Annotated in this window: 10 protein-coding genes; 8 read left to right on the plus strand and 2 right to left on the minus strand. The window is 72.4% G+C overall.

Annotated features, from left to right (window positions below):
• Nucleotides 1-87 precede the first annotated feature (87 nt).
• The 3 genes from ACFU97_RS25760 (at nucleotide 88) to ACFU97_RS25770 (ending at nucleotide 5,565) form a co-directional block, all read left to right on the plus strand.
• The gene (locus ACFU97_RS25760; RefSeq protein WP_384260706.1) at nucleotides 88-1,533 is read left to right on the plus strand and encodes a hypothetical protein; all 1,446 of its coding nucleotides are present in this window, start codon (nucleotides 88-90) and stop codon (nucleotides 1,531-1,533) included.
• On the plus strand, nucleotides 1,530-3,467 hold the full coding sequence (locus ACFU97_RS25765; RefSeq protein WP_384260709.1) for a glycogen debranching N-terminal domain-containing protein: 1,938 nt from the start codon (nucleotides 1,530-1,532) through the stop codon (nucleotides 3,465-3,467). The genes ACFU97_RS25760 and ACFU97_RS25765 overlap by 4 nt, the downstream gene beginning before the upstream one ends.
• Nucleotides 3,468-3,711: 244 nt before the next feature.
• Nucleotides 3,712-5,565 carry a CDP-alcohol phosphatidyltransferase gene (locus ACFU97_RS25770; protein ID WP_384260711.1) on the plus strand — a complete coding sequence of 618 codons (1,854 nt, stop codon included), beginning with the start codon at nucleotides 3,712-3,714 and terminating at the stop codon, nucleotides 5,563-5,565.
• Between the two features lie 110 nt (nucleotides 5,566-5,675).
• Here ACFU97_RS25770 and dusB read toward each other — a convergent pair whose 3' ends face one another.
• Nucleotides 5,676-6,818: a tRNA dihydrouridine synthase DusB gene (dusB, locus tag ACFU97_RS25775; RefSeq protein WP_384260713.1), complete on the minus strand. Its 1,143-nt coding sequence runs from the start codon at nucleotides 6,816-6,818 to the stop codon at nucleotides 5,676-5,678.
• A 97-nt stretch (nucleotides 6,819-6,915) separates the two neighbouring features.
• Here dusB and ACFU97_RS25780 point away from each other — a divergent pair, with 97 nt between their 5' ends.
• On the plus strand, nucleotides 6,916-8,361 hold the full coding sequence (locus tag ACFU97_RS25780) for an MFS transporter (protein WP_384260716.1): 1,446 nt from the start codon (nucleotides 6,916-6,918) through the stop codon (nucleotides 8,359-8,361).
• Between the two features lie 123 nt (nucleotides 8,362-8,484).
• Here ACFU97_RS25780 and ACFU97_RS25785 read toward each other — a convergent pair whose 3' ends face one another.
• A complete protein-coding gene (locus tag ACFU97_RS25785) occupies nucleotides 8,485-9,396 on the minus strand; it encodes a helix-turn-helix transcriptional regulator (protein ID WP_384260718.1) in 912 nt (303 codons plus the stop codon).
• A 101-nt stretch (nucleotides 9,397-9,497) separates the two neighbouring features.
• Here ACFU97_RS25785 and ACFU97_RS25790 point away from each other — a divergent pair, with 101 nt between their 5' ends.
• From ACFU97_RS25790 to ACFU97_RS25805, 4 genes are all read left to right on the plus strand, one after another.
• Nucleotides 9,498-10,925, plus strand: coding sequence for an MFS transporter (locus ACFU97_RS25790; RefSeq protein WP_384260720.1), 1,428 nt, complete (start codon nucleotides 9,498-9,500; stop codon nucleotides 10,923-10,925).
• Nucleotides 10,926-11,047: 122 nt separating this feature from the next.
• Nucleotides 11,048-11,254 (plus strand): hypothetical protein, encoded by a 207-nt coding sequence (locus ACFU97_RS25795; RefSeq protein WP_384260723.1) that lies wholly within the window; start codon nucleotides 11,048-11,050, stop codon nucleotides 11,252-11,254.
• Between the two features lie 103 nt (nucleotides 11,255-11,357).
• Nucleotides 11,358-12,500 (plus strand): serine hydrolase domain-containing protein, encoded by a 1,143-nt coding sequence (locus ACFU97_RS25800; protein WP_384260725.1) that lies wholly within the window; start codon nucleotides 11,358-11,360, stop codon nucleotides 12,498-12,500.
• 87 nt (nucleotides 12,501-12,587) lie between these two features.
• Entirely contained in the window at nucleotides 12,588-13,358 is a 771-nt protein-coding gene (locus tag ACFU97_RS25805) for a transposase family protein (protein WP_384260728.1), read from the plus strand.
• The last annotated feature ends 12 nt before the right edge of the window (nucleotides 13,359-13,370 follow it).

Below are 13,370 nucleotides of genomic sequence, written 5' to 3' on the forward strand. Positions count from 1 at the left end.
ATAGTGAGTTTTGCATGTTAAGTAGACGTAACTCTAGGATGGCCGCGACCGCACCGGCCTGCCGGACGTCTTTTCGGGGAGCCCCGCGTGAATCGCACTGCCCAACTCACCGGCCGCGCCGCGGCGCCCTCCATTGCATACGATCCACCGCCGGCGCCGGGTTCGCTCCACGACCGGGCCGTGCGCGTCCTGGACGGCAACTGGACGGGGACGTCCACCGTTCCTTCGCGCAGCCTGTATCCGCACCAGTGGTCGTGGGACTCCGCGTTCATCGCGATCGGCCTGCGGCACGTGTCGCCGTTACGGGCGCAGACCGAGCTGGAGACGCTGCTGGGCGCGCAGTGGGAGGACGGACGCGTTCCGCACATCGTCTTCAACCCCTCCGTCCCGCTCGACGCGTACTTCCCGAGCCCCGACTTCTGGCGCTCCTCGAACGCCGGGCGCCGCGCGGGGGCCCCGCGCACCGTACAGACCTCCGGCATCGTGCAGCCACCGGTGCACGCGCTGGCGGCCTGGCTGGTGCACCTGGCCGACCCGGGGCTGTCCCGGGCACGCGGCTTCCTGGCCCGCGTCTACCCGCGGCTCGCCGCCTGGCACCGCTATCTGCTGCACCGGCGGGACCTCGGCGGGGGCGGGCTCGCGTCCGTCGTGCACCCCTGGGAGCAGGGCATGGACAACAGCCCCTGCTGGGACGTGCCGTTGAGCCGCATCACGCCCGCCCCGGCCCGCTCCTTCCGCCGCGCCGACCTCGACCACGGGGCCGCCGAGGACCGGCCGACGGATCTGGACTACGGGCGGTACGTGCGGCTGGCGGCGGACTACCGGGACCGTGAATACGCCGACGGGGGCGGCGAGTTCGCGGTGGAGGACCCCGCCTTCAACGCCCTGCTCATCGCCTCCGAGCACGCGCTCGCACGGATCGCCCGGGAGCTCGGCGCCACGGCGACGGCCCGGCACGCGCGCGCGGAACGGCTGACGGCGGCGCTGGTGGAGCGGCTGTGGGATCCGGCGAGCGGCATGTTCCTGTGCCGGGACCTGCGCTCCCCCACCGGCGGCCTGATCCCCGAGCGCGGGGTCACCGGCCTCGTGCCGCTGCTGCTGCCCGGCCTGCCGCGGGACGTCGTCGCGGCGCTGCTGCGCACCCTGGGCGGACCGCACTTCGGGGTCGGCGCCGTCACCCGGCTCGTGCCCAGCCACGACCTGCTCGGCGAGGCCTTCGACCGGCACCGCTACTGGCGCGGTCCCGCCTGGTTCAACACGAGCTGGCTGCTGGAGCGCGGGCTGCGCACACACGGCGAGCGGGACCGGGCCGACGCCCTGCGCGACGCCGTCCTGGACCTCGCCGCCGCCTCCGGGTTCGCGGAGTACGTGGACCCGTACACCGGCGAGGCGTGCGGCGCGAGCGGGTTCGGCTGGACCGCCGCGCTCGCGCTGGATCTGCTCCACGAGCGCCCCGGACACGGCGTGTCCCCCGCGGGCGCTCGCACGTTCGACAGGAGTGACAGGGCAGTCACGGGAGGGGACCGGGGATGACGGACCGACAGCATCTGCTCGTGCACGGCGCGACGTTCGCGGCCGTCGGCGACGGCGGCGACATCAGCGGGGTGCGGGGATCCGGCCCGCCCGACGGGCTGTTCGTCCGCGACGCCCGCCATCTGAGCCGCTGGCAGCTGACGGTGGACGGAGCGGTGCCGCAGACGCTCACGCCGGTCGCGGACGGCGACACCACGCGCTGCGTGCTCGTCCCGCGCGGCGGCCGCCAGGAGCCGCCCGCATGCACGGTCTTCCGTGAACAGGCCCTCGGCGACGGCGCGTTCGTGGAGTCCTTGCGGGTGACCAGCAACCGCCCCGTGCCGACGACGGTCCGCCTCGCGGTCACCGCGGACGCCGACTTCACCGACCAGTTCGAGCTGCGCTCCGACTACCGCACCTACGCCAAGACCGGCGCCGTCCGCTCCCGCCATGTCCTCGACGACGGCGTGGAGTTCGGCTACCGGCGCGGCGAATGGCTCTCCCGTACGACGGTGACGGCCGACCCCGCGCCGGACGCCGTCGAGGAGACCGGCACCGGCGCCCGCCGCCTCGTGTGGACCCTGGAGCTCGAGCCGCACGGTACGGCGGAGCTGCTGCTGCGGGTCGCGGCCCGCCCGCACGGGGCGACGAGCGAGCCGCGGGTCCCGGTGTCCCCGAGCGCCGCGAACGACGAACTCCTCGCGCTGGAGGGCGAGTTCGTGGAGGGCGTTTCCTTCCCGACCGGCTGGCCCGAACTGGCGGCGGCCTGCGCCCGGGGACTCGCCGACCTCGCCTCCCTGCAGATCAGCGCGACCGGCCCGGACGGCGAGGAGCTGCGGGTGCCGGCCGCGGGCGCGCCCTGGTTCCTGACCCTGCTGGGCCGCGACGCCCTGCTCACCTCGCTCTTCGCCCTCCCCTACCGCCCGCAGCTGGCCGCCGCCACACTCCCCGCCCTCGCCGCCGTCCAGGCCACCGAGATCGGCGCGGACTCGGTGTCCCAGCCGGGCAAGATCGTGCACGAGGTCCGCCACGGCGAGCTGGCGCACTTCGGGCAGGTGCCGTACGGGCGCTACTACGGCTCCGTGGACGCGACGCCGCTCTTCCTCGTCCTGCTGGGCGCGTACGTCGAGCGGACCGGGGACGCGGCGCTCGCCCGCCGGCTGGAGTCCCACGCCCGCGCCGCCGTCGGCTGGATGCTGGACCACGGCGGGCTGACCTCGCGCGGCTATCTCGTCTACCGCGCCGACCAGGGCGGCCTCGCCAACCAGAACTGGAAGGACTCCCCCGGCGCGATCTGCTCCGCCGACGGGACGCGCGCCAGTGGCGCGGTGACGGCGGCCGCGGCACAGGGGTACGCCTACGACGCGCTGCGCCGCACGGCGTGGCTCGCGCGCACGCTGTGGGAGGACGAGACGTACGCGTCGCTGCTGGAGCAGGCCGCCGGGGATCTGCGCGACCGGTTCCAGCGGGACTTCTGGATGCCGGACCGCTCGTTCTTCGCGCTCGCCCTCGACGGCGACGGCCACCAGGTCGACGCCCTCGCCTCCGACGCCGGGCATCTGCTGTGGTCGGGCCTGCTGGACAAGGAGTACGGGGAGGCCGTGGGCCGGCGGCTGCTGGAGCCGGACTTCTTCTCCGGCTGGGGCGTGCGGACGCTGGCCGCCGGACAGGCGGCGTACCACCCGCTGTCGTACCACCGCGGTTCGGTGTGGCCGCACGACAACGCGCTGATCACACTGGGGCTCGCCCGGTACGGCCTGCACGACGAGGCCCGCACGGTGGCCCACGCCCTGGTGGACGCGGCGACGGCCGCGGGGCACCGGCTGCCGGAGGTGCTCGCGGGGTACGGGCGGGACACGCACACGGAGCCGGTGCCGTATCCGCACGCGTGCGTACGAGAGTCCCGTTCGGCCGCGGCGCCCCTCGCTCTGCTGACGGCGGTCGGTGGCGCCTGAGGGCTCGGTGCGATCGGTGAGTGGGCGACTGCCGGTGCATCGTGGCTTGTCGCGCCGTTCCCCGCGCCCCTGAAGACAAAGGACCAGGGCGCTGTCCGAACCGTTGGTGAGGCGTTTGCCCGGTGTTTGCCGTCGGCCGCTGAACAGGGACCCGGGAGTGGCCGTACGGACTGGTGGCGGGTCCCAGCCTCCCCAGCGTGGCCCGCCACTCCGCTTCAGGGCCACGCACGGAAGGACCTTCGGGTTGTCCCAGGACACGAGCACGCGCCAGACAACTGATACGGCAGGGGCACCCGAGGACGCGTCCGAGGCGACCACGAAGCGAGAGCCCGGCAAGGAGCTGGTCCTCGCCGCCAGGACGCCCCCGCCCGCCCCGACGCTCCTCTCCCGCCTGCGTGCCCTGCCCCGTCCGCACCCCCGCCGGGCCTGGCGGCGCTGGAAGACGGCGCACCCCAGGCCGGCGCAGGTCATCGGCATCGCGGTGACGGCGCTCGCACTCGTCGTCGTCGTCGCGGCGCTCGTGATGCCGAACCGGTGGGAGACCTTCCGCACCGCCGAGTTCCTCAGGCTTCCGGTGGAGGCGCTGCTCGGGGCGGCCGTGCTGACCGCGCTGCCGCGCAGGCCGCGGCTGATCGCGGGCGTGCTGTTCGGGCTGATGCTCGGCGTGCTGACGGTCCTGAACCTGCTGGACATCGGCTTCTACCAGTACCTCGGCCGCGGCTTCAACATCATCCTGGACTGGCCGCTGCTGACCGACGCGCAGTCGTACCTGGGCGACACGCTCGGCAAGGGGACGGCCGAACTCGCCGCGATCGGCGTCGTCCTGCTCGTCGCGCTCATCCTCGCGGTGATGGTGCTCGCGGTGGTCCGCGTCGGCGGCCTGGTGGGGCGCAACCCGGGCCACTCGACCCGCGTCCTGCTCGTGCTGAGCGCGTTCTGGATGGTCTGCGCGAGCCTGAACCTGCAGAACGCCGGTGTGCCGCTGTCGGCCGAGCACACCGTCACGATGCTCAAGTACCGCGCGGAGCGGGTCCGGGACGCGATCCGGGACGAGGCCGCCTTCGGCAAGACGGCCCGCGCGGACACCTTCGGCGCGACGCCGCCCAGCCAGCTGGTGCCGGACCTGCGCGGCAAGGACATGGTCTTCTCGTTCATCGAGAGCTACGGCCGCAGCGCGATCGAGGACCCGGTCGAGGCGCCCGGCGTCGACGCGACGCTGGACGCGCGCACCAAGGCGCTCGCCGAGGTGGGCTTCCACGCCAAGAGCGGCTGGCTGACGTCGGCGACGTACGGCGGCAGCAGCTGGCTCGGCCACTCCACGACCATGTCGGGCCTGTGGATCAACAACCAGAACCGCTACAGGACGGTCACCGCGGGCAACGGCGAGCACCTCACGATCACCAAGGCGTTCCAGAAGACGGGCGCGTTCGACACCGTGGGTGTCATGCCGGGCGTGCAGAAGGGCTGGCCGGAGGCGAAGTGGTACGGCCTCGACAAGGTCTACAACGCCTTCCAGCTGGGTTACCAGGGACCGAAGTTCAGCTGGTCGACGATGCCGGACCAGTACGCCCTCGAACAGTTCCAGCAGCGGGTGCACAGCAAGAAGCCGGCCGACGGCAAGTCCCGGATGTCGTTCCTCATCCTGACCTCCAGCCACCAGCCCTGGGCCCCGATCCCCAAGATGGTGCCCTGGGACCAGCTGGGTGACGGCAAGGTCTTCGACGCCATCCACGACGCGGGCAAGAAGCCGGCCGACATCATCACCAGCTCGCCCAAGTCGCAGGCACAGTACGGCAAGTCGGTCCAGTACTCGGTGACCGCCCTGACCCAGTGGCTGGAGCGCTACGGCAACGACAACACCGTCCTGGTCTTCCTCGGCGACCATCAGCCCATCGCCCGCGTCAGCGGCAACCACGCGAGCCGGGACGTCCCGATCTCCATCGTGGCCAAGGACCCCAAGGTCCTCGACAAGATCGCCGACTGGGGCTGGACGGACGGCCTCCGGCCCGCCCACGACGCCCCGGTCTGGAAGATGAGCGCCTTCCGGGACAAGTTCCTGACGGCCTACGGCTCGACCCCCCACCCGACAAGGGGCTGACGGCGGGGTCCCGGGGGCTTTTCAGGGGCGCCGGGAACTGCGCGGCCAGCCCCACCGACCCGCACCCGGCGCGCCAGGCGACGACCCCGCTCGGGCGCCGCGGGCAGGCGTCAGCCGCCCGACGTGTCCAGTTCCGCGTCCTCGCCGACGCCCGCGCAGTCGTAGGGGTCCTTCAGCCACCCGTCCGGCAGCACGACCCGGTTGTTGCCGGACGTCCGTCCCCGCGGCCCGTCCGCGCCGGACGGCCACGCCTGGTCCAGGTCCAACTCGTCCAGCCCGGACCGCAGTTCCTCCAGCGAGGAGGTGACCGCGAGCCGCTTGCGCATCTCGCTGCCGACCGCGAACCCCTTCAGGTACCAGGCGACGTGCTTGCGGAAGTCGACGACGCCCTTCGACTCGTTGCCGATCCACTCCCCGAGCAGCGTGGCGTGCCGCACCATGACGTCGGCGACCTCCCGCAATGAGGGCCGCGCGACATCCTCCGGGCGCCCCTCGAACGCCGCCACCAGATCCGAGAACAGCCAGGGCCGCCCCAGGCACCCCCGTCCCACGACCACCCCGTCGCACCCGGTCTCCCGCACCATCCGCAGCGCGTCCTGGGCCGACCAGATGTCGCCGTTGCCGAGCACGGGGATCTCCGGCACGTGCTCCTTCAGCCGCGCGATGGCCGACCAGTCCGCCGTGCCGCCGTAGTGCTGGGCGGCCGTCCGCCCGTGCAGCGCGATCGCCGTCACGCCCTCCTCGACCGCGATCCGCCCGGCGTCGAGATACGTGATGTGGTCGTCGTCGATGCCCTTGCGCATCTTCATGGTGACGGGAAGATCGCCGGCCCCCGACACCGCCTCCCGCAGAATCGCGCGCAGCAGGTTCCGCTTGTACGGCAGCGCCGAGCCGCCGCCCTTCCGCGTCACCTTCGGCACCGGGCAGCCGAAGTTCAGGTCGATGTGGTCGGCCAGGTCCTCCTCCGCGATCATGCGGACGGCCTTGCCGACGGTGGCCGGATCGACGCCGTACAACTGGATGGACCGCGGCTTCTCACTCGCGTCGAAGTGGATGAGCTGCATGGTCTTCTCGTTGCGCTCGACCAGCGCCCGGGTCGTGATCATCTCGCTCACGAACAGGCCCTTGCCGCCGCTGAACTCCCTGCACAGGGTGCGGAACGGCGCGTTGGTGATCCCGGCCATGGGCGCGAGCACGACGGGCGGCGTGACGGCGTGCGGACCGATCTGCAAGGAGGAGAGGGGCGTGGGCATTCCCCCATTGTCCCGTACGCCGCCGAGTGCCCGGCCCACGGATCTTGTAACGGTCATTAGTTAGACGCACTATCGAAATAGTCGTACGATGACGGACATGCCAGAGCTCAGCCCCCGACGACGTCTCCTGGTGCTCGCGATCTGCTGCATGAGCCTGCTGATCGTGAGCCTCGACACCACCGCGCTGAACGTCGCCCTGCCGTCGATGCAGCAGGATCTGGACGCCCCCACCTCGGGTCTCCAGTGGACGATCGACGCCTACACCCTGGTCCTGGCCTCGCTGCTGATGCTCGCCGGCTCCACCGGTGACCGGGTGGGCCGCAAGAAGGTCTTCATGGCGGGCCTGGTCGTCTTCTCCCTCGGCTCACTGCTCTGCTCCCTCGCCCCCAGCCTGGACGCGCTGATCGCGTTCCGCATGGTCCAGGCGGTGGGCGGCTCGATGCTCAACCCGGTCGCGATGTCGATCATCACCAACACCTTCACGGACCCGCGCGAGCGCGCCCGGGCGATCGGCGTGTGGGGCGCCGTCGTCGGCATATCGATGGCCGCCGGCCCGCTGGTCGGCGGACTGCTGGTGGAGTCGGTCGGCTGGCGTTCGATCTTCTGGGTCAACCTGCCGGTGGGCCTGGCCGCACTGCTGCTCACCCTGCGCTTCGTGCCCGACTCCCGCGCTCCCCGGGCCCGCCGTCCCGACCCGGTCGGGCAGGTCCTGGTCATCGCGCTGTTCGGCTCCCTGACGTACGCGATCATCGAGGCGCCGGACTCCGGTGCCGGCTCCGTCCTGCCGTTCGCCCTGATCGCGGCGGTCGCGCTGGCCGGACTGCTCCGGTACGAGCCGCGGCGCGAGGAGCCCCTCATCGACCTGCGCTTCTTTCACTCCGTGCCGTTCAGCGGGGCGACGGTCATCGCGATCAGCGCCTTCGCCTCGCTCGGTGGCTTCCTGTTCCTGTCGACGCTGTACCTGCAGAACGTCCGCGGGCTGAGCGCGCTGCACGCCGGCCTGTGGATGCTGCCGATGGCGGTGCCGATGTTCCTGTGCGCGCCGCTGTCCGGACGGCTGGTGGGCAGTCGCGGGCCGCGGCTGCCACTGGTGATCGCGGGGATCGCCATGACGGTGAGCGCGGTGCTGTTCGCGGCGTTCGACGCGGAGACGTCCGACGTGACGCTGTTCCTGGGGTACGTGCTGTTCGGTGTCGGCTTCGGGTTCGTGAACGCGCCGATCACCAACACGGCGGTGTCCGGGATGCCGCGGGCGCAGGCGGGAGTCGCGGCGGCGGTCGCGTCCACGAGCCGTCAGCTGGGGCAGACGCTCGGGGTCGCGGTGGTCGGGGCACTGCTCGCCTCCGGCGTGGCGGGGTCGTCGTACCGGTCGAAGTTCGTGGACGCGTCCGTGCCGGGGTGGTGGGTGCTGGTCGCCTGCGGCGCGGCTGTGCTGGTGCTCGGGGTCGTGACGAGTGGGCGGTGGGCGCGGGGTACGGCGGAGCGTACGGCGGACCGGTTGCGGTCGGCGGAGGTCCGTGAAGCGGCGGGGGTCGTCGCGTAGTACGGCGAGTGCGGGTCGGTGGGGGCCGGTCGCGCCGTTCCCCGCGCCCCTGGAAACCCTGCAGTGAGCCCCTCGCGCCAAGACCTGTGTGAGCCCGTCGCGTCGAACAACACCTGCCTGCAGTCAGCCCACTCGGGCCGGTGGCCTCTCCAGGGCTATCTGCTGGAGTTGTTCCAGGCGGTGCCTCGACTCGTCGTCGACCGGGGCGTAGGTCACCAGGCGGGGGCCCAGTTCGGGGCCGAGCCAGAGGTCGGTGTGGTGGACCGTGATGCGGCCCACGTAGCGGTTGTCGAACTCCTTGCGCTTGGTGCGGTGGGCGACCACCTCGTGGCGGTCCCACATCTCGCAGAAGTCCGGGGACTCCGCGCGCAGCCGCTTGAGCAGCATCTTCCAGGCGGGCTCGGCGAGATGACCCGCCATCGTGGCGCGGAAACGGGCGGCCATCAGACGCTGCGCCTCGTCGAGGTGGACGATCGACGAGCGCCAGTCGGCGTTGGTGTAGGACAGGACCATGCAGTTGCGGTCCTCGGCCGGCACCGCGTCCAGGTCGCACAGCAGCAGGCCGTAGGTGCGGTTGTAGGCCAGGATGTCGTAGCGGCTGTTCTGCACGCAGGCCGGCACCGGCTCCAGCTGCTCCAGGACCGTGCGCACGCCCGGCGTGATCGACGGGCAGTCCCGGGCCGGGGTGGGGTCGACCTGGCCCGCCAGCTGGAAGAGGTGCGCCCGCTCGCTGGGGTCCAGGAAGAGCGTGCGGGCCAGGGCGTCCAGGACCTGCACGGAGACCTGGATGTCGCGGGCCTGCTCCAGCCACGTGTACCAGGTGACGCCGACGGCGGCGAGGTGCGCGACCTCCTCGCGGCGCAGGCCCGGGGTGCGGCGCCGGCGGCCCCGGGGCAGGCCGACCTGTTCGGGCGTGATGTGCTCGCGGCGGTGCCGCAGGAACGCGGCGAGCTCGTGCCGCCGTACCGAACCGGCGTCCCTGGTCGCAGGGGTGTCCGGGGTGCGTACCGCCTGATCCTGGGCCATGGTCGTCATCCCTCCAGCCTGCCGCCGCGCGGACCCTGTTGCCAGGTACTCCTTCTACCAGGATAAGAAGACTCTGGTACCAGTCTGGGCCCGGCCGCAGGCTTGGCCACGTGACCGAAACCATCGCTACACGCACCGTCCGGACGCCGCCCGCGACACCCTCGCTGGGCGGCCTCGGGCTCTTCACCGTGCTGCTGGCAGCGGCACTGCCTCTCATCGACTTCTTCATCGTGAACGTCGCCCTGCCGACCATCGGCAGGGACCTGCACGCGAGCGAGTCCGTCCTCGAACTGGTCGTCGCCGGCTACGGACTCGCCTACGCCGTCCTGCTCGTCCTCGGCGGACGGCTCGGCGACCTGTTCGGGCGGCGCCGCTTCTTCCTCGGCGGCATGGCCGCCTTCGGCGTGACCTCGCTGGCGTGCGGGCTCGCGCCCAGCGCCTGGACCCTGGTCGCGGCCCGGGTCGCCCAGGGCGCCGCGGCGGCCGCGATGCTGCCGCAGGTGCTCGCCACCATCCAGTCGGCCACGGCCGGACCGCGCCGGGCCAAGGCCATGGGCCTCTACGGCGCCACGGCCGGGCTGTCCATGGTGGCCGGGCAGATCCTCGGCGGGGTCCTGGTGGCCGCCGACCTGTGGGGCACCGGCTGGCGCTCGGTGTTCCTGGTGAACGTGCCCGTGGTCGTCGTCGGCCTGGTGCTGGCCGTGCGCGGGGTGCCCGAGACCCGCTCGCAGCACCCGGAGCCGGTGGACGGACCCGGCACCGTCCTGCTCACCGCGTCCCTGCTCGCGCTGCTGGCCCCGCTCACCGAGGGCCGCTCGGCGGGCTGGCCGCTGTGGACCTGGCTGTCGCTGGTGGCCTTCCCGTTCGTGACGGCGGCGTTCTACGCGGTCGAGCGCCGGGCGGACCGGCAGGGCCGTACGCCGCTGGTGCCGCCGAGCCTGTTCGCGCTCACCTCGCTGCGCCGCGGCCTGGTGATGATCGTCCCGTTCTCGGTCGGCTTCAGCGGGTTCATGTTCGTGATCGCCGTCGCCCTGCAGCGGGGCGCGGGACTCGGGCCGGTGCCCGCGGGGCTGGCGCTCGCGCCCATGGCCGTCGTCTTCTTCTTCGTCTCGCTCTGCGGCCCGCGGCTCGTCGCCCGGTACGGCACCCGGGTCGTGACCGCCGGCGCGGTGGTCCAGGGGCTCGGTGTCGGGCTGATGGCGCTGGCCGCCTGGCGCTCCTGGCCGGACCTCGGCTTCGTCGAACTGCTCCCCGGCGCGGCCCTCGCGGGCGCGGGGCAGGCGCTCCAGCTCCCGATCATCTTCCGGGTCGTCCTCTCCGAGGTGCCGGGCGCACGGGCCGGTGTGGGCAGTGGCGTGATGATGACCACCCAGCAGTCGGCGCTGGCGCTCGGCGTGGCCGCCCTGGGCACCCTCTTCCTCTCCCTCGTCCCGGCCCACGGGATGCAGGACGCCCTGGTCACGACGCTCCTGGTACAGCTGGGCTGTGTGGCGCTGACCGGGCTGCTGAGCCTGCGGCTGCCGCGGACCATCGGGTGAGCGCGGGCGGGCCGGCCCGGCGGCGGTTGTGGGGAGCCGCTCACGGATTGGCCAACTCGCTGTGAAGAAAACCCTGTTGATGTTGGTCTTGCTGCACACTCCTGTGTCGGAGGCGAGGCAGCATGCTGGAGATCAAGACGAGCAAGGTGAGCCGCTGGGACCAGCACGGACGTGAGCACGTCGTCCGGGTGCAGCGGACCGGAGTGCAGCGCACGATCAGATGCGACACCTGCGGCTGGCGCAAGGCCGCGCAGTTCCTGCCCTGGCTGAAGGCGGAGGAGCATCTGGCCGAGGCGCACCAGGCGACGGTGGACCCGTCCGACGAGTAGGGCTCCCCGGCGGGCGGAACGCTCCCCGGCCGATGACTTTCCGTCGCCCCGGCGGTCGTAGAAGGCGTAGACGGTACGACGACCACGCACCGGAAGGCCACCCATGAGCGCTCTGCACGACATCCTGAACCGGCACGTCGAGGCGGGCACCGTGCCCGGTGCCGTGGCCCTGGTGGCCCGCGGTGACGACGTCGAGGCGGTGACCCTCGGGGCGATGGACACCGGCGGCACCGCCCCGATGACCCGGGACTCGATCTTCCGGATCGCCTCGCTCACCAAGCCGGTCACGGCCGCGGCGCTGCTGATGCTGCTCGACGACGGCGTGCTCGAGCTGGACGCGCCCGTCGAGAAGTGGCTGCCGGAGCTGGCGCGGCCGATGGTGGTACGCACCCCGTCGAGCCCGGTCGAGGACGTGGTCCCGGCGGCCCGCCCGATCACGGTCGAGGACCTGCTCAGCTCCCGCACCGGCTGGGGCATGGACGTCGACTTCTCGCTTCCCGCCGCGCGGGCGCTGTCCGCGGTGCAGAACGTCCACGAGCTGCACTCCTGGCCGGAGCCGGGCGTCTGGCTGGAGCGGCTCGCCCGGGTGCCGATGCTGTACCAGCCGGGCGTGGCCTGGCTCTACGGCACCTCGTCCGCCCTCCAGGGCGTCCTGATCGCCCGCGCCTCGGGCCGCAGCCTCCCCGACTTCCTCGCGGAACGGCTCTTCGGGCCGCTGGGCATGACGGACACGGCGTTCGAGGTGCCCGCGTCGAAGCGGCACCGCTTCACCACGGCGTACGCGCCGAACCCGGACGGCACCCTGCACCTCGTCGACCGGCCGGACGGGCAGTACGGCCGGGTTCCCGCCTTCCCCTCGGGCGGCGGCGGCCTGGTCTCCACGGCGGACGACTACCTCGCCTTCGCCCGCCTGCTCCTGAACTCCGGCACCGCCCCGGACGGCCGCCCGCTGCTGTCCGCCACGTCGGTGAGCCGGATGACCACCAACCACCTCACGGCCGAGCAGCGCGAGCGCGTCCCGCTCTTCCTGGAGGGCCAGGGCTGGGGCTACGGCGGCCAGGTGGACGTCAGCCCGGCCGACCCCTGGAACGTCCCCGGCCGCTACGGCTGGGTGGGCGGCACGGGCACCGCGGCCCACATCGTCCCGCCCATGGCGACCGTCTCGATCCTGCTCACCCAGTCGGCCATGCAGAGCCCGAGCCCGACCCCGGTGATGCGCGACTTCTGGCGCCACGTGGCGGGCTAGGGCCTGTCGCGTCGCCGGGCAGGCGGGACTTTCGCAACAGGCCCTAAAGGGTGTTGCACAAGGCTCTGAGCTGGGCATCTCCCTTGTATGGCTGGGGTGTTAAGGGCTGAGCGGGTGTGGGTGGAGACGTTCACGGGGCTGCGGGTGACGCAGTTTGCGGGTCTGTTGAAGGTGGTGCGGGAGCGGGGTGGCAACGGCACGCTGCGGGGTCGGCCGTGGTCGTTGCCGTTGGCCGAGCGGGTGCTGATGGTGGCGGTGTACTACCGCACGAACCTGACGATGCGGCAGCTGGGCCCGCTGTTCGGCGTCTCTTCCTCGACGGTGTGCCGTGTCATCCAGCGGCTCGGTCCGCTGCTCGCGCTCGAACCCGTGGCCCGCCCGGCCGAGGCCGCGGACCGGTTGTGGATCGTGGACGGCACCCTGGTCCCGGTCCGCGACCGGCAGGTGGGCTCATCGTCACGCAACTACCGGTTCTCCGCGAACGTGCAGGTCATCGTCGATGCCGACACCCGTCTTGTGATCGCCGCCGCCCGTCCGGTGCCGGGCACCACCGCGGACGCGCACGCCTGGCGGGCCTCCGGGCTGGCCGAGCACTGCCAGGGCGTGACCGTCCTGGGTGACGGCGCCTACCTCAACTGCCAGATGGTGGTGCCGCACCGCAAACGCCCGCACCGGCCCCTGCTGCCCGGCGAGGAGGACGACAACGCCGCCCACCGCAAGGTGCGTGCACGGGTGGAGCATGTGATCGGCCGGATGAAGAACTACAAGATCCTCCGCGACTGCCGGCAGCGCGGCGACGGCCTCCACCACGCGGTCCAGGCCGTCGCCCACATGCACAACCTCGCCCTCACATCATGACCAGAGGACTGC

Source organism: Streptomyces sp. NPDC057616, assembly GCF_042800575.1.
GTDB lineage: Bacteria > Actinomycetota > Actinomycetes > Streptomycetales > Streptomycetaceae > Streptomyces.

What these genes read in the sequence shown, in the direction of transcription:
- ACFU97_RS25765 (WP_384260709.1), top strand. Translation starts at nt 1,530, where the DNA reads ATGACGGACCGACAGCATCTGCTCGTGCACGGCGCGACGTTCGCGGCC.
- dusB (WP_384260713.1), bottom strand. Translation starts at nt 6,818, where the DNA reads ATGCCCACGCCCCTCTCCTCCTTGCAGATCGGTCCGCACGCCGTCACG.
- ACFU97_RS25780 (WP_384260716.1), top strand. Translation starts at nt 6,916, where the DNA reads ATGCCAGAGCTCAGCCCCCGACGACGTCTCCTGGTGCTCGCGATCTGC.
- ACFU97_RS25785 (WP_384260718.1), bottom strand. Translation starts at nt 9,396, where the DNA reads ATGACGACCATGGCCCAGGATCAGGCGGTACGCACCCCGGACACCCCT.
- ACFU97_RS25795 (WP_384260723.1), top strand. Translation starts at nt 11,048, where the DNA reads ATGCTGGAGATCAAGACGAGCAAGGTGAGCCGCTGGGACCAGCACGGA.
- ACFU97_RS25800 (WP_384260725.1), top strand. Translation starts at nt 11,358, where the DNA reads ATGAGCGCTCTGCACGACATCCTGAACCGGCACGTCGAGGCGGGCACC.
- ACFU97_RS25805 (WP_384260728.1), top strand. Translation starts at nt 12,588, where the DNA reads ATGGCTGGGGTGTTAAGGGCTGAGCGGGTGTGGGTGGAGACGTTCACG.